This is a genomic window from Rhizobium sp. ERR 942, assembly GCF_007828395.1.
GTDB lineage: Bacteria > Pseudomonadota > Alphaproteobacteria > Rhizobiales > Rhizobiaceae > Rhizobium > Rhizobium dioscoreae.
In genome coordinates, this window is the sequence record NZ_VIUA01000009.1 from 54,022 (window position 1) to 72,238 (window position 18,217).

16 protein-coding genes and 1 pseudogene are annotated in these 18,217 nt (G+C 57.6%); 4 read left to right on the forward strand and 13 right to left on the reverse strand.

Translation table 11 applies throughout. The features are described from left to right. Nucleotides 1-26: 26 nt before the first annotated feature. From FBZ97_RS29190 to FBZ97_RS29200, 3 genes are read right to left on the reverse strand one after another with little or no spacing between them, the layout of a single operon-like run. The gene (locus FBZ97_RS29190; protein ID WP_113396529.1) at nucleotides 27-272 is read right to left on the reverse strand and encodes a hypothetical protein; all 246 of its coding nucleotides are present in this window, start codon (nucleotides 270-272) and stop codon (nucleotides 27-29) included. Between the two features lie 40 nt (nucleotides 273-312). Beyond that, a complete protein-coding gene (locus FBZ97_RS29195) occupies nucleotides 313-1,113 on the reverse strand; it encodes an SDR family NAD(P)-dependent oxidoreductase (protein WP_145323117.1) in 801 nt (266 codons plus the stop codon). Between the two features lie 14 nt (nucleotides 1,114-1,127). Continuing rightward, on the reverse strand, nucleotides 1,128-2,297 hold the full coding sequence (locus tag FBZ97_RS29200; RefSeq protein WP_113421086.1) for a zinc-dependent alcohol dehydrogenase: 1,170 nt from the start codon (nucleotides 2,295-2,297) through the stop codon (nucleotides 1,128-1,130). A 1,123-nt stretch (nucleotides 2,298-3,420) separates the two neighbouring features. Here FBZ97_RS29200 and FBZ97_RS29205 point away from each other — a divergent pair. Next, nucleotides 3,421-3,804, forward strand: coding sequence for a response regulator (locus FBZ97_RS29205; RefSeq protein ID WP_186449568.1), 384 nt, complete (start codon nucleotides 3,421-3,423; stop codon nucleotides 3,802-3,804). A gap of 392 nt (nucleotides 3,805-4,196) precedes the next feature. Beyond that, entirely contained in the window at nucleotides 4,197-4,580 is a 384-nt protein-coding gene (locus FBZ97_RS29210) for a response regulator (RefSeq protein ID WP_145323118.1), read from the forward strand. A gap of 11 nt (nucleotides 4,581-4,591) precedes the next feature. On the opposite strand, the gene FBZ97_RS29215 is transcribed toward FBZ97_RS29210, so the two are convergent. The 9 genes and pseudogenes from FBZ97_RS29215 to FBZ97_RS29255 all read right to left on the reverse strand — a co-directional run bounded on the left by FBZ97_RS29215 (nucleotide 4,592) and on the right by FBZ97_RS29255 (nucleotide 13,911). After that, the gene (locus tag FBZ97_RS29215) at nucleotides 4,592-5,122 is read right to left on the reverse strand and encodes a sigma-70 family RNA polymerase sigma factor (protein ID WP_113421088.1); all 531 of its coding nucleotides are present in this window, start codon (nucleotides 5,120-5,122) and stop codon (nucleotides 4,592-4,594) included. A gap of 342 nt (nucleotides 5,123-5,464) precedes the next feature. Further along, nucleotides 5,465-6,223 (reverse strand): TIGR04290 family methyltransferase, encoded by a 759-nt coding sequence (locus FBZ97_RS29220; RefSeq protein WP_145323119.1) that lies wholly within the window; start codon nucleotides 6,221-6,223, stop codon nucleotides 5,465-5,467. Nucleotides 6,224-6,225: 2 nt separating this feature from the next. Continuing rightward, entirely contained in the window at nucleotides 6,226-7,257 is a 1,032-nt protein-coding gene (locus FBZ97_RS29225; RefSeq protein WP_145323120.1) for a UDP-glucuronic acid decarboxylase family protein, read from the reverse strand. 20 nt (nucleotides 7,258-7,277) lie between these two features. Next, on the reverse strand, nucleotides 7,278-8,381 hold the full coding sequence (locus FBZ97_RS29230) for a glycosyltransferase (protein WP_113421091.1): 1,104 nt from the start codon (nucleotides 8,379-8,381) through the stop codon (nucleotides 7,278-7,280). Then, nucleotides 8,378-9,466 (reverse strand): glycosyltransferase, encoded by a 1,089-nt coding sequence (locus FBZ97_RS29235; protein ID WP_113421092.1) that lies wholly within the window; start codon nucleotides 9,464-9,466, stop codon nucleotides 8,378-8,380. Before FBZ97_RS29235 ends, FBZ97_RS29230 begins: the two co-directional genes overlap by 4 nt. Next, the gene (locus FBZ97_RS29240) at nucleotides 9,463-10,584 is read right to left on the reverse strand and encodes a glycosyltransferase (protein ID WP_113421093.1); all 1,122 of its coding nucleotides are present in this window, start codon (nucleotides 10,582-10,584) and stop codon (nucleotides 9,463-9,465) included. Before FBZ97_RS29240 ends, FBZ97_RS29235 begins: the two co-directional genes overlap by 4 nt. Next, nucleotides 10,581-11,744: a glycosyltransferase family 4 protein gene (locus tag FBZ97_RS29245; protein ID WP_348642385.1), complete on the reverse strand. Its 1,164-nt coding sequence runs from the start codon at nucleotides 11,742-11,744 to the stop codon at nucleotides 10,581-10,583. The genes FBZ97_RS29240 and FBZ97_RS29245 overlap by 4 nt, the downstream gene beginning before the upstream one ends. Then, nucleotides 11,741-12,799: pseudogene (locus FBZ97_RS29250) on the reverse strand (NAD-dependent epimerase/dehydratase family protein); the annotation flags it as partial. The pseudogene FBZ97_RS29250 and the gene FBZ97_RS29245, both read right to left, overlap by 4 nt. 2 nt (nucleotides 12,800-12,801) lie before the next feature. Beyond that, nucleotides 12,802-13,911 (reverse strand): NAD-dependent epimerase/dehydratase family protein, encoded by a 1,110-nt coding sequence (locus tag FBZ97_RS29255; RefSeq protein WP_113421095.1) that lies wholly within the window; start codon nucleotides 13,909-13,911, stop codon nucleotides 12,802-12,804. A 261-nt stretch (nucleotides 13,912-14,172) separates the two neighbouring features. On the opposite strand from FBZ97_RS29255, the gene FBZ97_RS29260 reads away from it, so the two are divergent. Together FBZ97_RS29260 and FBZ97_RS29265 are read left to right on the forward strand one after the other, a co-directional pair. Then, on the forward strand, nucleotides 14,173-15,162 hold the full coding sequence (locus FBZ97_RS29260) for a zinc-binding dehydrogenase (protein WP_113421096.1): 990 nt from the start codon (nucleotides 14,173-14,175) through the stop codon (nucleotides 15,160-15,162). Beyond that, a complete protein-coding gene (locus tag FBZ97_RS29265; RefSeq protein ID WP_145323122.1) occupies nucleotides 15,159-16,205 on the forward strand; it encodes a Gfo/Idh/MocA family oxidoreductase in 1,047 nt (348 codons plus the stop codon). Before FBZ97_RS29260 ends, FBZ97_RS29265 begins: the two co-directional genes overlap by 4 nt. A gap of 340 nt (nucleotides 16,206-16,545) precedes the next feature. On the opposite strand, the gene FBZ97_RS29270 is transcribed toward FBZ97_RS29265, so the two are convergent. Continuing rightward, on the reverse strand, nucleotides 16,546-18,189 hold the full coding sequence (locus FBZ97_RS29270) for a hypothetical protein (RefSeq protein ID WP_246661896.1): 1,644 nt from the start codon (nucleotides 18,187-18,189) through the stop codon (nucleotides 16,546-16,548). Between the last annotated feature and the right edge of the window lie 28 nt (nucleotides 18,190-18,217).

Below are 18,217 nucleotides of genomic sequence, written 5' to 3' on the forward strand. Positions count from 1 at the left end.
CCGCCATCATCCAGCCAAACAGGAATTCAGCCGCGATATTTGCCCTCGTTCATGTCACGCGGATCATAGTTGAGATCCCAGTCCTTTTCGGGTTCTGCCGATCCTGGTGGGGTCTTGTTCACGGTTGCATCGCTGGAACCGGTAATGACCCTTGGCTTGGCGCTCGCGACACCGTCACTCTGACTGCCATGCAACAGCTTTCGATACTGACCTTTGGCGTCCTGAGTGGGATCTCCCCTCTTCTTTCCGCCTGGATTGTTCGACTTGACCATTACGATACCTCGCTTGCTTGTCGGACCTCACGGACGCTGATTAATTTTCGGCCGAGCCCGGGCGGGCCGTTTTTGCATGCTGGTGCGCCAAGATGCTGGCCGGTGTTATGTTCGCCACCGCGGCTTGGAGCTTGTTCTTCCAGCCGCTCACGACATCCGCTTCACCATCCATCATCGCATCGAAGCCGATCCGGGCGACTTCCGCGGGATTATCCTTGTTGGCTTGGCCAATTTCCGTGTCCATCAAGCCGGCCCGCTTGAAGAAATTCGTGTCCGTTGCCCCAGGCATCAGGCAACTGACCGACACGCCGGTACCCTTCAATTCTTCGCGCAGAGCGAAGGAGAAGCTATTGATAAAGGCCTTGGTTCCATTGTAGATCGCCTGGTAAGCGCCCGGCAGGAACCCGGCAATCGAGCCGGTCAGCAGAATGCGGCCATTGCCGCGGCTTCTCATCTGATTTCCGATGTGCTGGATCAGATACACGGTTCCGACGATATTGGTATCAATGACCTTTCTGGCGCGGGTAAAATCTTGATCGAGAAATTGCCGGCCCAACCCCTGTCCGGCATTTGCCATGAGCAAATCGACGGGCCGACCGGCCGCGGCGATGTTCGCCAAAAGCGTGTCGACCCCGGATGGTGTCGAAAGATCGGTCTGCACCGCTTGCACCTCGCCGCCAAACTTTCTGAGCTGCGCGGCCGCGGTTTCGATCTCGCTCTCGTCGGCCGCCACGATGAGATTGTAACCTTCCGCGGCGGCGCAGGCCGCCAGTTCATAACCGATGCCGCTAGAGGCGCCAGTGATGACAGCCAGTCCTTTTTCCAAAGCCCGCTTGGCCATAAGCCTGCTCCTTCTCAAGGTTTGAGCACGACTTTCACGCAACCGTCCTGTTTGTCGCGAAAAAGCTTGTAAAGGTCGGGCCCGTCTTCGAGGGTCCCGCGGTGGGTAACGACGAAGGAAGGATCGATTTCGCCCTTTTCGATACGTTCCATCAACATGGGCAGGTAATGTTGCACCGGCGTCTGCGCCATCTTGAAGGTCAGGCCTCTATTGATCGCCGACCCCATCGGAATCTTGTCGAGATATCCGCCATAAACGCCGACGATCGATACGGTGCCGAAGTTGCGGCAACAATGGATGGCCTGGCGCAAGACGTGGGGCCGGTCCGTACCCATGAAGGTCGCCACCTTGATGCGATCCCATCTGGAATCCCAACTGGCGGAAGCCTCGGCCTCGGTTCCCACCGCGTCAATACATGCATCGGCACCACGTCCTCGGGTCATTTCCATGATGCGGTCATAGACATCTTCTTCCAGGAAATTGACCGTCTCGGCGCCGCCAGCTTCTGCCAGCAAAAGACGCGCTGGAACGGTATCGATGGCGATAACGCGTTCAGCACCTAGCAGGAAAGCCGATCGAATGGCCATTTGACCTACCGGGCCACATCCCCAGATCGCGATCGTATCGCCTTGCTGAATACTGCAGAATTCCGCCGCCATATAACCGGTCGGGAAGATATCGGAGAGAAACAGGACCTGTTCGTCGTCCAGCCCATTTGGAACCTTGGCTGGCCCGACGTCGCCATAGGGAACGCGCAGATATTCAGCCTGGCCGCCGCTGTAGCCGCCAAGGAGGTGAGAATAGCCGAACAGGCCGGCTGGCGAATTTCCCCAAAGCCTCGTTACCTTCGAACGATCGGGATTTGTCCGCTCGCAACCTGAGAATAAACCGCGCTTGCAAAAGAAGCATTCGCCGCAGGCGATCGTGAAGGGAACGACCACGCGGTCTCCAACGGCCAACCGTGAGACCTCTTTGCCGACCTCGACGACCTCCCCCATGGTTTCATGGCCCATGATATCACCGCTTTCCATGGCGGGCATCACTCCATCATAGAGATGTAGGTCGGAACCGCAGATCGCGCACGCGGTTACCTTTATGATGATGTCGCGTTCATCGTCTAACCGAGGATCGGGAACACTCTCGCACCGTATGTCATGCTTGCCGTGCCAGGTCAGTGCTTTCATCGGTTCCTCCAACATCTCGATCCTGCGCCAAACAGTCGGCCTGCGGCGATGTTCCCAGGCAACTGAAATTTGGCGACCGGAGTTCACGACCCAGCAACCGATGGGATACTGGCGCACCCTCGCCGGTATCGATCCGGGAGATGTTCGACTGTTGCAAATCCCTGACATCCGCAAAGCCTGATTTGAAAAGGGAACTTTCGAGTCGGAAGGAGGTTTGGATGTGAAACGCTGGTTTCTAGCACAGGGAAAGTGCAGTCATGGCCGTCTTCGAAAAGGGAAAATTCGGTGCTCTGATTGCCTATATCATATTGGCGGTGCTTATCGGCTGTGTACTTGTCGCGGGAGCCCTTTTCTTTCATCGACATGAGCCACAACGGCCCGGTCAGCCCTCGCCCCACGCCCTGGATCAATCCCAATAGTATGAAGAAAAAGCCGAGGCCGCCCGATCACGATCGGCGTCTCCCACCAGACGCGCCATGAATCCAATCCAGCCCAGCGGCCTTTGAATTCATGACGCGCCTCAGGAGGCGGCTCGCCAGCGGATTTGCGAGCCAGGAGGGACCGGCGTTGACTTCCCTCCGGCGGTCGAACCCTCATGAGCGGGATTTGTTCCTGAATGGAGATAAATATCGCACCGATACCGTGCGGATAAAATGCCGCGCAGATCACGCTCGGCTTTAGGCGCGAAAACCCAAGGCCTTTGGTCCGCCAGCAGCGCAAGATCTTCCAGACAGACTGTCTCGCCGCAGTTCCTGAATCAAGGGCGATCCTTCTTGAATTGCCCGCCGTCTCAAAACGGAGATCTCGTTCAACGGATGAATGACCGTGCTGGGATCGGCGGCCGCGCACTATTGCAATTGACTTCAGTTACACGTCCGAGGATGTTCAAAGCGCCTCGGCCAGCATTCGCCGCATGCTCTGGACCAGTTTCGCCGATGTCCTCACCATTGGTGCGAAGCAGCGCAGGCGGTACCGCCGGCTACTTACTGATAAATGCAGGTTTTGAGGCAACCTTCCGTATCCCTGCAAGTTGGGAGGAAATGGAGGCCGAGGCGGTTCAAAACACTGTACAGTCAGGCAAGGAGTTTGTAGATCGTCTTGGTCCTGACGTGGAAGCGATATCATGGTTCGCAGCTACAGCAAGATGTTTGCGGGCAAGCGGGTACTCATCGTTGAAGATGAGTATTTGCTGGCCGACGAAACGCGCCGCCAGCTCAAGAAGTTGGGAGCGACCGTCATTGGCCCCACCGGTCGTGTTGACGTTGCTCTGGAACTGATTGATGACGAGAAGATAGATGTTGCTATTCTCGATATATATCTCGACGGAGAACTGGTATTCCCAGTTGCGGAGAGACTACAGGAGCTCAATATCGCATTCATCTTTGCTACCGGATATGATCCTTCCATCGTGCCCGCGTCGTTCAAGGGATTTTTATTGAACGAAAAGCCGTTCGAATTGGAGAAGATCGCACAAGCGCTATTTGGTCCGCGCCCTAACGGCATGTAAAATAAAGTCGCATCAGATCTTGCACCCCATTTGACGGCGGTGTGAACCGCCGCCCAAGGGCTGGAGGTCATTTCCCCTCCGTCAGGTCGAGGCAACATGTTCGACAGTGTGCCTCGAAGCGGACGAGTATCGCGTCCAGCGCCATTGTGGCTCCATGGTTGTCCACGGCGTGCCACCGCGCCCAATTTGATCTCTACGTCAAAAAAAGCGGACGTACAGTTCCAAAGGCTTTGCCTTCCACTTCGTTCGACACATGAACCTTTGCTGGCTTGAAGGTAATCTTCTGACCGCACAGCTCGCTCGACCGCGTTGATGCGCGACGACCGGCTTCGCATTCACTTTGAATTCACGCAGAGCGAACTATGATCGCATAACCTGAGCTAGGCTGGCCAATGAGCGATTCGACACCTGCGTATAGTAAAATGTTTTCCGGCAAACGGCTCTTGATCGTCGAGGACGACTATTTCCTTACCGAACGGACAAGCCGCAAGTTGTGTTCATTGGGTGCTATTCTGATCGGCCCCATGACCGATGTCCCCCACGCTCTCGATTTGATCGAAAACAATCTGGTGGATGCGGCGATTATCGACATTCGGCTTGATCCAGATCTTGCGTATGCGATGGCTGAAGCGCTTGAGGAAGTTGGGCTTCCCTACGTATTTGCCATAGCGGATAACCCGCCTCCGCAGTTTCCCGGCTTCGTCCTACGAGAAAAAGTTGATGATATCGAGCATATCGCCATGGCGTTGTTCGGTGCGCGACGGCTGGATGTCTGAGAACCGGAGTGTCAGTAAAGGTCCTCATCAAGCTGTTCCGCGAGCTGCTGACGAGCTCGGTTGATGCGGCTTTTTACGGTACCTATCGCACAACCGAACTTCGTGGCGGCATCTTCGTAGGAGCGGCCTTCGATCACCACATACTCCAGCACTATCCGATAGTGTTCCGGGAGGCGGTTGCACGCCCGCTGCAGTTCCTTTGCACGGACTGTCCATTCCTGCGACGCTGGTGCGACGCCAACGTCCGATATGCATTTCTTGTTACCCGGAGCCTCGCGTTTGGCGATGCGGAACTTTGTGCAGAATGTGTTGCGCATGATGGTGAATAGCCACGATTTCAACCGAGTATCAGGATCGAACTGGTCGATATTGGCCAGAGCTTTCGTCAGCGTCTCTTGAACCAAGTCATCGGCATCCGTCGAATTTCGGTGGAATGTTCTGGCGAAAGCGCGCAGGGCTGGAATGAGCTCCACGATTTCAGCCTGCAAACGATTGGAACGGGACAAGTGGATCACGGTATTCTCCTTTGCCGTATCGCTCATTCAACAGCTCTGGTCTGGATGCAGACCTGACATCTCGAGCGACGCCAGTTGCACCCTCTAGTTGATTTCAAATGAAGTTTACTTCACGTGGTGACATTCGCCGCATTAGGGAAATGACCCAGGAGTGTTCTGAGCTCCACTCAACGCTTTCACACTTCGAAGGAACGGCTCCATACCCAGCATGTTCCATGAAATAAGGAGAATCTTTCGGATGGCTGCGCATCCCATGCGGCCCGTCTAAAGACGGTACATGAGACCTCGACGATGTTCGGTATCCAAATCCGTCGGGATCCGCGAGGCGAAAGCAAACGCAGAGCATTCATGCCACCAGACGCCTCCCCCTCACCTCCCGTCCCGCGGGCAAATTCGAGGCGGCTTTTCAACCATGAAGCGATCGGTGCTGCACCGCAGGAGGTATACCTCCGGTTCCGGATTTTGCAGCATTGTAAAACCCGCGCTGCGCAGCATCGCCTCCGTCGCCGCCTTGTTCGGTATGAACCAGTTTGTCGGATCCCCAGCATAGCGATTTTCGACGAAGAACAGCTTCGGGTAATCAGGACGACTGAAAATCTCTTTGTCCTCGAAGTCGTAATCGTCCTTCAGTTCCGGTGTATCGTCCACTCCGCGCTGCATGCATTGAAACAGCATCAGATCCTTGACGACATGCTCGCGAAGAAGGTCAAGCGCCAGGAGAGGATGACGCAGATGGTAGAGGACGCCCATGAAAATAACGAGATCAAACTTCTCGCCTAGCTGCGCGACCTCATAAACGGACATTTGCCGGAAGTCGATATCAACCTCCGCCTGCTTTGCCACGAACGCGGCCTGCCGCAGATAATGCGGATCCGTATCGATCGCCACCACGCGGTCTGCATTGCGTCGTTTCATCTCGAGCGAATAAAATCCCGCGTTGCAGCCGATATCGAGAACGGTCTTGCCCGTCAAATCCGCGGGAATGACGTCCTTGAAGCGCCGCCATTTAAAGCTCGGATAATCCCCGAGAAAATGATCGGGCGCCGTTTCGATGCCCCTTATCCGCAGGTTGTGAAACCATGGCGCCAGTTCGGTAATCTGGCGCCGCAACTCCTCTTGGCTCTGCATGATCACGCTCCGATTGAAAGACCGGTCGGACGCCGGATAGGCAAAGTCTTGCGACGTGCTCGTTGAATAAATTGCGGTTCGTGAAGCGCCTGCCGAAACCATGTAATGGTATAGTCCAGGCCTTCGGCGAGAGGAACCTTCGGCTCCCAGGACAAGAGCTGCTTTGCCCGAGCTATGTCAGGCCGCCGACGCTGTGGATCGTCGGTTGGCAGCGGCCGGTAGACGATGCTCGAGTTTGTCGGCACCATCTCCAGGATCATATGCGCAAGTTCCTTGACGGTGAACTCGCCGGGATTGCCGAGATTGATGGGCAAGCCGGCGTTTGGCTGCACATTCATTGAGCGGATCAGGCCCTCGACCAGATCGGACACGTAGCAGAAGGATCTCGTCTGGCTGCCATCCCCGTAAATCGTCAGCGGCTCATGCTGTAGCGCCTGGACGATGAAGTTGGAGACGATACGCCCATCATTGGGCTGCATGCGAGGGCCATATGTATTGAAGATGCGCACGACGCGCGCGTCGACGGAGCCCGCACGCAGGCTATCGAAGCAAAGAGCCTCCGCGGCACGTTTTCCCTCGTCGTAGCATGCGCGCGGTCCGATGCAATTGACGTGACCCCAATAATCTTCCTGCTGCGGATGCTCCTCCGGATCGCCATAGACCTCGCTCGTGGAGGCCTGCAGGAAGGATGCGCCGTGACGCTCTGCCAGTTTGAGGAGATTCCCCGTTCCGGCCACGCTGGTCATCATCGTGTGGATAGGGTCGGCTTGATAGAATGGCGGAGAGGCCGGGCACGCCAGATTGTAGATTTGATGAAGCGGCTCGGCGATCTCGAGCTCTTCGCATATGTCATGCTCGATGAGGGTGAAATTAGGATGGTTTTGCAACGACTTGATATTATCGGGCGAACTTGTCAAAAAGCTGTCGACACAAACGACCCGATGACCGCCGGCCATGAGCGCATCGCAAAGGTGAGAGCCGACAAAGCCTGCGCCTCCAGCGACGAGAATGTTCTTTTTGATTACCTGCCGCATGCAATTTCTCCTTTGGATTGCTACGCTAACGCACGTTGGCCTACTTGATTTTGCTGCGGGCCTTCCGCCAGAATGCTCGCCAACTGCCTGGCGCGAGCACGGCCGGTGTGATCACCATGGACGATGCGCTGCGCGAGATCCGCCATTCCGCGCCGCTCCTCCTCCGAAAGATCGGCCAGCGCACCGACCACATCTGCCGTGTCATGCGCGATCAAGATGGAACGATCTTGTGGGAAAAGCTCATCGAGGCCGCGCCAGAAATCGCTGATGATCGGCGTGCCGCAAGCGGCCGCCTCAAACAAGCGCACGCTCGGCGACCAGCCCGCTTCGATCATGTCGGATCGGGTAATATTGAGGGTAAATCTTTGCCGGCTGTAGAAGGACGCATGATCGGCGGGCGCGAGATGTTCGATGCGAGTTACATTCTCGGGCCAGTCGATATCAGCGGGAAATTGCGGCCCGGCAACGATAAACCGCATATGCGGCAGCTGCCGTGCCGGCTCTATCAGAAGCTTCTGTAATTTTTCCTGTCTGTCGGGGCTGTAGGTGCCAAGATAGCCAAGATCCCAAAAGGTTTCCTCGCCCGTATTCCTGTAAAGCCGCTCATCGACGGAGCAATAGAGAGCCTCCGCACGCGAGACGCCGAACTCCGCCACCAGCCGGTCGAGGACGCCTCCGCCCGAAAAAGATAGATAGAGATCGAACAGCGGCATTTGACGTCCGGCGATATATTCCTGATCGCCCTGTCCGAGTTTCGCAAGCGTGACCGGTGTGTCGATATCATAGAAGCATAAGAGCCGAGGCTTCAGCGCGGCAACCATATCGATCACCGCTACGCCATCCGGCACATAGGAACCGATGATGACGGCATCGGCAGCGGTCAATCGCCGCTCAAATCGGCTCCTGAGTTCATCCATACTGTCGTAATAGGAAAGCTCACAGAAATCCGCATCGGGAAGGTCTCTATGCGTGGCATACCAGGGAACATCCCGCTCGAGGAAAAGCACATGATGCCCTTCGGCATGGAGACCTCTGATCAAGGAACGGAACGTGGTCGCATGACCGTTTCCCCAGGAGGAAGACAAGGAGAGGCCCAATATCACGATATCGAGTGCACGGCTCATTCGGCGGCCTCCTTGCTGGCGAAACGAGACCGTAAGAGTTGATCGACTTCGACGGCACGATGCCGGTACGTGTGCTCGCCGAGTACCCTCGCGAGCGCTCTTTTACCCGTCTCGGCCGCACGTTCGGGGGTCAGGCCGGCCAGGATTTCACGCACATCCCGGCCATCGCGCGCGACGAACACCTCCTCGTTCGGCGTCAGAAAATGGTCAATTCCTTCCCAATAGTCTGTGATCAGGCAGGCGCCGGCCCCGGCCGCTTCGAACACGCGCGTGGCGGGTGAAAAGCCGTTCTCGGCCATGCTCTCGCGCGAGATGTTGAGCACAGCCTTCGGCGTCGCGTTAAAGGCATTATGATCGCGGGTCGGCACGTGCCCGATATAACGGACGTTGCTCGACATCGGTTTGTCGTCCCACCCCGCACCGCCCAAAAGAAAGCGCTGCGAAGGCATGGCTGCGGCCGGCTCTAGAAAAAAGGCCTCGACGCGCGCCTCTCTATCGGGCAGGCGATTGCCAAGAAAGCCAAGGGTCGCCTCGAAGCGAGGATCGTTGGTGACGGGATGATGTGTCTGCGGATCAAGCGCGTTGTAGATCGGAATGCATGCGAGCGCGCCAAGCTGCCGGTATTTTTTTATGACAGGCTCCCCGCCGCCATAGGTCAGAATCAGATCCAGGTCGGCAAGTGCCTTGCGAAGCGGATGATCCGCGGTTGTCTGCATTTCGGCAAGCGTCGCCGGCGCATCCACATCCCAGAAAATTTTGAGAGCCCCCGGCCGGGCAGCCGTCATGACCTCCTGCAAAAGCAGGTCGTCCTCGAAGCCGACGCCGCTCGTCTTGATGACAACATCGGCAAGGGCCGCGTCGACCGCAACCTCCTTCAAGGCGGCAATCGTTCCATCGTAAACGACCACCTCGCACCAATCGGGCGGATCGATATCGCGATGTTCCTGGCGCTGATAGACGTCCGGCTCGTAGAAGGTGATACGGTAACCCCTGGCCGCCAAGGCTTTCAGCAGACCGCGATAATAGGTGGCCGCACCGTTCCAATAGGCCGACAGAAGGCTCGAGCCATAGAAAGCGATCTTCATTCCGCAACCTCCCGCTTATCCACTGCATTGTGCCGCTCCAGAATGTTCAGGAGTTCGTCCACGCGATGGCCGCAAGTGTGCCGGGTGCGTATCCGCTCCAGGCCGGAAGCAATCAGCGCATTGGCGAGCGCCGGGTCCGAAAGGACATCACGAATGAGGCGGGTCATTTCACCGCCCGTTCTGGCGACGAGAAAATCCCTGCCGGGCCGGAAAAGCTCTTCGCAATCATCCCATGGAGCGGATATCAGCGGAATTCCGCAGGCGAGCGCCTCGAAGACACGTATCGTCGGAATGCCCGGCAGGGATTCAACATAGGGGCGCCTCGGGATATGCACGGTCACGCGGTTTTCGGCGAAGGCCCGCGGCACGTCGGCATTGGCGATCCAGCCGCCGTAATCGATACCGGCTTTGCGCAGAGCGTCGAGCGCTGTCGGAGGATAGCGCACACCTCGCACCGTGGTCCTCAGTGCGTCTTTCCCGATGCGGCTGGCAGGCTCGATGAGAAAACGGCCGATCTCGGCGCTGCGTTCATCATCGCCCCAATTACCGATCCATATGAGGTCGCCTTTCTTTTCCACATCGGGCATCGGCCTGAACAACGCCTCGTCGGCGGCTTCGTGCCACGTGAAGGCATAGTTCCCCCACCCTGCCTTGAGGTAGCGCTGGCGCAACGTCTCACCAAAGGCGAGAATGAGATCATAATTCTCAAGATCAAGACCTGCGATTTCACTCCGCGCGGAGACGGCGCGATGGTGCGTGTCATGGAAGATAAGTGTGAAGCGCCCGCCGATGCGCCTGGCCCTACCGAGGCGCTTGATGAGCGCGGGATCCGTCCACTCGTGGACGACGACGACGTCAGCGTCGCCGATCGCCTCCTCATGGTCGAAGGCGCTATCGTAGGCGAGTGACGTCAGCTGCGGGAAAGTACGACGGAAAGCTTCCAGTGCCCGCGGCCCTTGATCCATGAGGAGATTGCGGCGGCTCCAGGAATCGGAAGGTTCCAGGGCGATCGCATCATGCCCGCGCTTCAGGAGCTCGCGCATGATTCCGCGCAGGAAATGCGCATTGCCATGGTTCCAATCCGAAACGAGAGAGTGCGTGTAGAATACGAATTTCATGGATGCACCGCCTCTCTCTCCTCGGCATGCTGCATGGCGCTTGCGTAAACATTCAGAAGCGACCGGCACTGATGGTCGAGCGAATAGGCCCGCGATCGTTTCTGTGCTGACATAGCCTGCTCTTTCCGCAGCCTTTCGTTCTGCGCCAGCAAATCGATCGCATCGGCAAAGCCGGCGGCGTCGTGCGGATCTGCAAAAAGTGCTGCCCCATCCCAAAGCTCGCGATAGGTCGGAATATCCGCCAAAACGAGGGCAGCTCCGGCACGGGCTCCCTCAAGCACGGCTAGCCCGAAGGGCTCGTACAAAGAGGGCGACACGACGATACCGGCCTGAGCCATGACGGCGGCAAGCTGATGATGATGCAACTCCCCTAGCTGAACGGCATGCTTGATGGAAAAATGCTGGCCGGATGGCCCATCCGCAGTCCCCGCCATAAATATCTTCGAGCGAGACAGGCGTGCGGCCTCATCCAATACCGCACCATTCTTGCCATCATCCCACCATCGGCCAACCGCCAGGGCAAAATTCTCCTTGAGGGTTGACCGAGCAGGGAGCTCGCTCGAATTATGGACGACCTCCAAATGGGAAATCGGCCCGTAACATGTTCGAAGCGCATGCGCATGGCTATGGCTCGGCGCAACGACGATATCGGCCCGGTCGAAACCTCGCCGGTTGCGCGAGAATTGCCATCTCCATGGCTCGGGGACATCCGCGCCGCGCACGGATTGAAACCATGTCACGACGCATGAATGCGAAACAGCGACCACAGGCAGATCGATGTCGAGACCGACAGCCTGCGAGGGGAGATTCAGATGAAGCAAGTCTATCGAATACCGATCAATAAGCTGCCTCAGAAGATGGGGAATAATGTCGAGCTCATCTTCATTTCCCGCCATCCAATCCAGGGGAGCATCCAGCCAAACCAATGGCCCGACTGCGATTGCTTCCTGCTCCTGCTCGGAGGAAGGGGATGGTCCAAATCCGGCCAATACGGTGTTAATCCCGAACCAATGTAATCCCCTGGCGAGATCCATGGCGTATCGCCATACGCCGCCGACGGCATCCAGCGTCATGAGAACAGTCCGCGGCTTGCGAGCATCAAGCGCATAGACCGGCGAAGGCATCAAATTGGATTGGCGGACATCAACCTCTCCATTCATGCCGAGGCCCTCCGAGCACGATATGAATCGCCTAGGCGGTTGCTCACGAGCCAATCGCAAAGGTCACGCACGCCGTCACGCCATGATATTTCAGGCGCCCAGCCGATGGCTTCGCGCAATGCGCTGGTGTTCGTGACGAAGTAGAGCTGATCTCCAACGCGCCAGTCGGAATGCATTGTCGCGATCGGTCTGCCGATGATCCTTTCGATTTCCCTGAGCACGATGCGAATGCTCACGGCGTTATCAGGCCCTCCTCCCAGATTGAAGGCCTTGCCCTTTGCTTCATCGATCGAGCTCAGCAGGCCCCGATAGGCGCGCACGGCATCATCGACATGTAAGATATCGCGCACTTGCCGGCCGTCGCCATAAATTGAAATGGCTTCATCGTTCAGCGCGCGGATCAAGAAATGAGCGACCCAGCCTTGATCTTCGGTGCCAAACTGCCGCGGACCATAGATGCAGCTCATGCGTAAAACAGCGGTGAGCGAACCAAAGGACTTGGCGTAGTCGAGAACATATTGATCAGCGACTCCCTTGGAGCAGCCATATGGCGTGCAGAAATTCAGTCTGCGATCCTCGTCGAAGCCGTGCTCGCGCAGCAATTCGTCGGCGGGTATATAGCGGTCTTCCAATCCGGCCATCGCGATGTCGTGGATGTCGCCGTATACCTTGTTCGTGCTGGAAAAAATGATCGGCGCCGTGTTGCCCGCCTTGCGCACCGCTTCCAGCACATTGAGCGTTCCGCGGGCATTCGTCTCGAAATCATGCAGGGGATGGTCGAGGCTGGTCGTCACCGCCGTTTGAGCCGCAAGATGAAAGACTGCCCGTGCCCCTATGAAATATGGAGCGATGGCATCGAAGTCGCGGATATCAGCGATTGCCGATTGAACGCGATCTCCGTGATTGCTTTTCAGCCAGCGAAGATTCTGCTCGACGCCGGGCCGGCTAAGATTGTCGAGGACGATCACATCCTCACCGTCTCTAAGATAGCTGTCGGCGAGATTGCTTCCGATGAAGCCACTGCCGCCAACGATGATGATGGGGCCTTCGGGTAATCTCATGACATGAGCCCTCGTTCCTTGAGATGCCGGGTCATCTCGGCATTCCTGTCGATAGCTTCGGTTGTCAGAACCCAGTCCGCAAAGGACTCGAGGGATCCATCGAGATGGTAACGCGGCTCGAAGCCGAGCAATTCCCTCGCTTTTGAAATATCGGCGAAGCAATGACGGATATCGCCGCTGCGGGATTTGCCAGTAATTTCGGGCGCCAATTCCGGGGTTCCCATGGCGGCGGCAAGCAGCATCGCGACCTGCGCTATGGTATAGGCTTGGCCGCTGCCGATATTGATGACGTGACCCGCCGCCGGCTTGCGCTCCAGTGCCAGCCGAAAGGCGCGCGCGACATCGCGCACATGAACAAAGTCGCGGCGCTGATTGCCGTCTTCGAAAATCATCGGCGGCTGGCCATTGGCAAGGCGCGAAGCGAAATTTGCGAGCACGCCTGTATAGGGATTGGAAAGCGCTTGACCGGCACCAAAGACGTTGAACAAGCGCAATGCCACTGCCTCGATGCCATAGGCGCGGCCGAAGATGAGCGTCTGGCGCTCTTGCGCATATTTTGTCAGCGCATAGATCGAGACCAGATCGACGGGTTTCTCCTCATCCGTCGGCGCGGGAAGAAGCTGCTCACCATTGGGGCTCAGCGGATCCCACAGTCCCTCGGCGAGACGGCTGACATCGCGCCTTATATAGCCGAGGCGATGACCTACCGGCGAGACATACATGCCCTCGCCATAGACGCTCATCGAGGATGCGACGACAATTCGTCTGATCGGAAGGCCGATCATGGCTTCCAGAAGAACGGCGGTACCGAGATCGTTGGTACCCACATAACGGGCGATCTCATACATGGATTGGCCGACACCAACTTCAGCCGCTAGGTGGATGACGGCATCAATGCCTTGCAAAGCCTCCCGGACCGCTCCCTTGTCGCGCACGTCAGCACGGACAACATCCGCCGTATCCAGCACTTGCTGGAAGCCGGAAGGACCATGCACCTGATCGATCAGGGCATCGAGAACGCGTACCTGATATCCATTTTCAAGCAGTTCCTCCGTGACATGCCGACCAATAAAACCGCATCCACCAGTGACGAGAACATGTGACATTGAACACCCTGGGCTGTTGAGTTGAGAGGCTTTTGATCGCCCCTAACAGTGATCCCCAAGGAATGTTCCTGACGCTATGACATCATTATCTTTGTAGACTTCTTCCATGATGCGCTTCGATTTCGCTCGTCTGGCTACATCCTTGTACCTGCCACGAAGCATCTTCATCATCTTCTGGAACAAGCCATGCGCATGCCAGTTAGGCACGCCTCTTCGATCCAATTCGACGATCGGAAGGCTAGAACTCCCAGGAGAGTATGAATGAACGCGATCACATCAGTGCAGGCAGTCGATATGAAAGCGGCCGTCGTGACGGGACCCGGGCAGCTGCACGTAGAACGCTTGGCTATGCCCGAACCTGCCGCCAGTCAACTGCGTGTGAAATTGGAAGGTTGCGGAGTATGCGCCTCGAACCTGACGCCATGGTCAGGCCCGGAATGGATGCGGTTTCCGACGGAGCCCGGAGGACTGGGACATGAAGGCTGGGGGACTATCGATGCGATCGGAGATGATGTCGCCGGTTTTGCTGTTGGTGATCGCGTCGCGACTTTAAGTCAGCATGCTTATGCCACCTACGATCTCGCCAATCAGAGCGACATTGTCCGGCTACCCGCCTGGCTCGATAATCGGCCGTTTCCGGGAGAGCCGTTAGGTTGCGCCATGAATATTTTCAAGCGATGCGACGTTCAACCGGGGCAGTTCGTCGCCATCGTTGGAATTGGCTTCCTCGGTGCCTTGCTGACCCAGCTGTGCGTGGCCGCCGGCGCGCATGTCATCGCGATTTCCCGAAGGCCATTTTCTCTGAAGGTCGCCAGACGCGCGGGGGCGCTCGAAACCATAGAGATGACGGACCATTGGCAGATTATCGAGAGGGTGAAGCAAGCGACGCGAGGACAATTCTGCGATCGTGTGATCGAGGCCGTTGGCAAGCAATGGCCGCTTGACCTCGCAGCCGAACTGACGCGCGAGCGCGGACGCCTGGTCATTGCGGGCTATCATCAAGATGGCCCAAGGCAGGTCAATATGCAGTTGTGGAACTGGCGAGGGCTCGATGTCGTCAATGCTCACGAACGGGACTCGGCCGTTTATGTGCAAGGCATTCGCGATGCGATCGCGGCAATCGAAGCCGGTCGGCTCGATCCATGGTCTTTCCTGACCCACCGTTTTCCGCTTGAGCGGCTCGATGATGCCTTGAACATGACACGGGACCGCCCCGACGGCTTCCTCAAAGCCCTGGTTATATACCGATGAGCGTTCGCGACGAACACGCTAGCCGTGGCCGTGTCAACGGCAGCCTTCGGCTTGGCTTTCTGGGTGTCGGCTGGATTGGCAGGCACCGCATGAAGGCTATCCTGGACACCGGGTTGGTCGGAAAGACGTTCATCTGCGACCCATCGGCGGAGATGGCGCGAACAGCTGCAGAACTTGCCGGGCAGGGCAAGATCGTACCTCGCTTCGATGATCTGCTCGCCGAACCGCTCGATGGGATCGTCATTGCCACCCCCAGCGCCTTGCACGCAGAGCAGACCGTTGCTGCTCTTGAACAACGCATTGCCGTCTTTTGCCAGAAGCCGCTGGGCCGCACCCGAACCGAAGTCGAACAGGCGATTGCGGCGGCCCGGAAGGCGGACCGCTTGATGCAGGTGGACCTTTCCTACAGGCACACGAAGGCCATGAGCCTCATCCGTGACCTAGTTCGCAAAGGAGAACTCGGCCGGATCTTCGCCGTCGATATGGTCTTTCACAACGCCTATGGGCCTGACAAGCCCTGGTTCTACGACAGGCAACGCTCGGGCGGGGGCTGCGTCATGGATCTAGGTATCCATCTTGTCGACCTGGCATTATGGACACTCGACTTCCCGGCCATCGCCGGGGTTCAAAGCTGCCTTCTTCGAAAGGGCGCTCCAATCCCTCCCAACAGCAACGATGTGGAAGATTTCGCCTTCGCCACTACAACCTTGTCGAATGGCGTAACTCTCCGATTGGCCTGCTCCTGGGGCCTCAACGCTGGTAGCGATGCCGTTATCGGCGCAAGCTTCCACGGAACGCAGGGAGGGGTCGTCATGCGGAACCTCAACGGTTCTTTCTATGATTTCGCCGCGGAACGACATAGCGGAACACGCACCGATCTCCTTGTCGAGCCGCCGGATGATTGGGGCGGGCGGGCAGCGGCCGCCTGGGCAACGCGCTTGGCCAGAGACAACAGCTATGACCCAGCCTGCGAAGGCCTCATCAATTCCGCCGCGGTTATTGACGCGATATATGCCGCCGGGAGCAACGGCATCGGCGAATAGCGATTTTATGCAAGCAGCTGGAACCCGTGCCCCTCAGGCGAGTTCGATGCGATCTCAATGCATCAACTTATGGATCGCCACGATGCAATCGGGTGAAAGCCGCGGTTCAGGAGCTCCGACACAGAGCTCGGATGTTCTTTCCGAAACGACACTTCCGCGCTGGGTGGTTCGTTCCTTGGCCGACAACGGCATTACCCGCTGTCACGAGGCTGCGGGCATGACGGACGACCAATTGTTGATGCTGAGAGGTGTCGGCATCCAATCCATCAAACTCATCAGAACGGCCTTGGGATATCGACCTGACATGACTTCGGACAAACCCGAGTCCGCCGAGGAGCCATCAGCCATTGAAGATGGCGGGACGGTCCGCCAGTAAGGCGCGGATGCGCCCTTCATAGCGCGCCACGGCATTCGTCAGACGTCCTCGCTCAGCAGTATCTTGGCTTTGTGCCGCCAAAGACCAAAGGCCGATCTGAAAGCCTAGATAGCATGCCTCGAATACGTCAAGCACATCCTCGCGCACATCGCGACCGGCTTCTGCCGCAACAATCTGAGCCAAATGTAGCCGCTGCGCCTTCGATAGATCGAATTCCACACACGCACCCGCGACATCCCAGGCGACATCCTGACATCCGATGAGATCATGAGAGGCATTGTGATCCAGCGCATCGGTCTTCATCAAACGGCCGTCTTGCCGCCTTACCCATTCCCATCGGTGAAGCCGATTATCCGTATCCGTCCGCCGCAAATATTTCGTCAAACGATGCGGCTGGCCAATCAGTCGTTCAACGTGATTAGCGATCTCGCTTCCGAGGGCCTCCCCGATATTGACGACGGCCATATGGCATAGATCGGAGAGCGATGCTCCTCCATGCGCAGCAGGAAGATGGCCTGCCCGGAAACCAAGATACTGGCCGATCTGCACAACCATTTCCTTTGATGCCGGCTCCGCCGTCATTGGAGAGCCCTCTACCCATGGTTCGACAATGAAGCCGTGACAGGTCCCCAATACCGGTGGCGTGAAGCTGGCCTCGCTCAACACCCTGCCTCTTGCCTGCTTGGTTGCCGTATCGCAAAGCCCTGCAAATTTCACCAGATGGCGCGCCTCGCCGTTCGACAGCAGAAATTTCAGCTTCTCCTGCCGCCTGTAGCTCGGCGGCCAATTGTGCGGATCCCCATAGCGAAGCCTTCGCCACTCGCCCCCCGACAGGTCCTGCCAGGAATCTCCGCTCACGCCCAGGAGCTCGCAAGCCCACGACTTGAGGTTATGTTTCTTTTCCGGCGCGTCCAGGATCAGCTCGTGAACATCGACGACATGCGGCCTCCGCTGCCTCCACCGGCGAAGATGCGTCTTGCTGACCTGCCCACCTGGGTCGCCCTTGTGACTTGGAAAAAAATGAAGGCGCTCGGCAGGGACCCCATTCGTCTCCAGCCAATCCGCTATGCAGCCAAATGAACTGCCCGACAATCCTGGGCCTTCATCGACAATGGCGAAATCCGTATCGGATCGGCTCAGAATTTGATTTTGCAAAGCTTCCCCTGGCAGCACGTGCCGGCGGAAAGGGTCGCCCGTCGGCCGCAGGGAATAGGCAGACCCGGAGCCGAGCGCGGCCGCGACAAGCGCGCCAAGGCCGACGCCGATACTGCGCACGCCGATCACCACGGTATCGGAGGTGAGGCCTGAACGCAAGGCCGCCTCCAGAAAGCTCTCGGGATAGAGCGCATAATGGGCATAACCTTCGGGCCGCCTGATCCAGATGAATTCCTCAACCCCGAGGCGCTCCAGCAACGCTTTCCAATCGGCTGAATGCGTCAGAGGCCCGGTGAAACCTCCTTGCCACGACTGCAGAATCATCCGGGCTTGCAGCAACAGCAGCTCCGCACCGGCAGTCCGCGTGTCGGAAATCTCATCGCAGCCTCTTTGCTGAAATTCACGATCGGCAAGCCCCTGGACGAGTTCGCCGGCCATAATGAAGGTCTGCACCAGGAGCTCGTGCCGATGGCGATCTGGC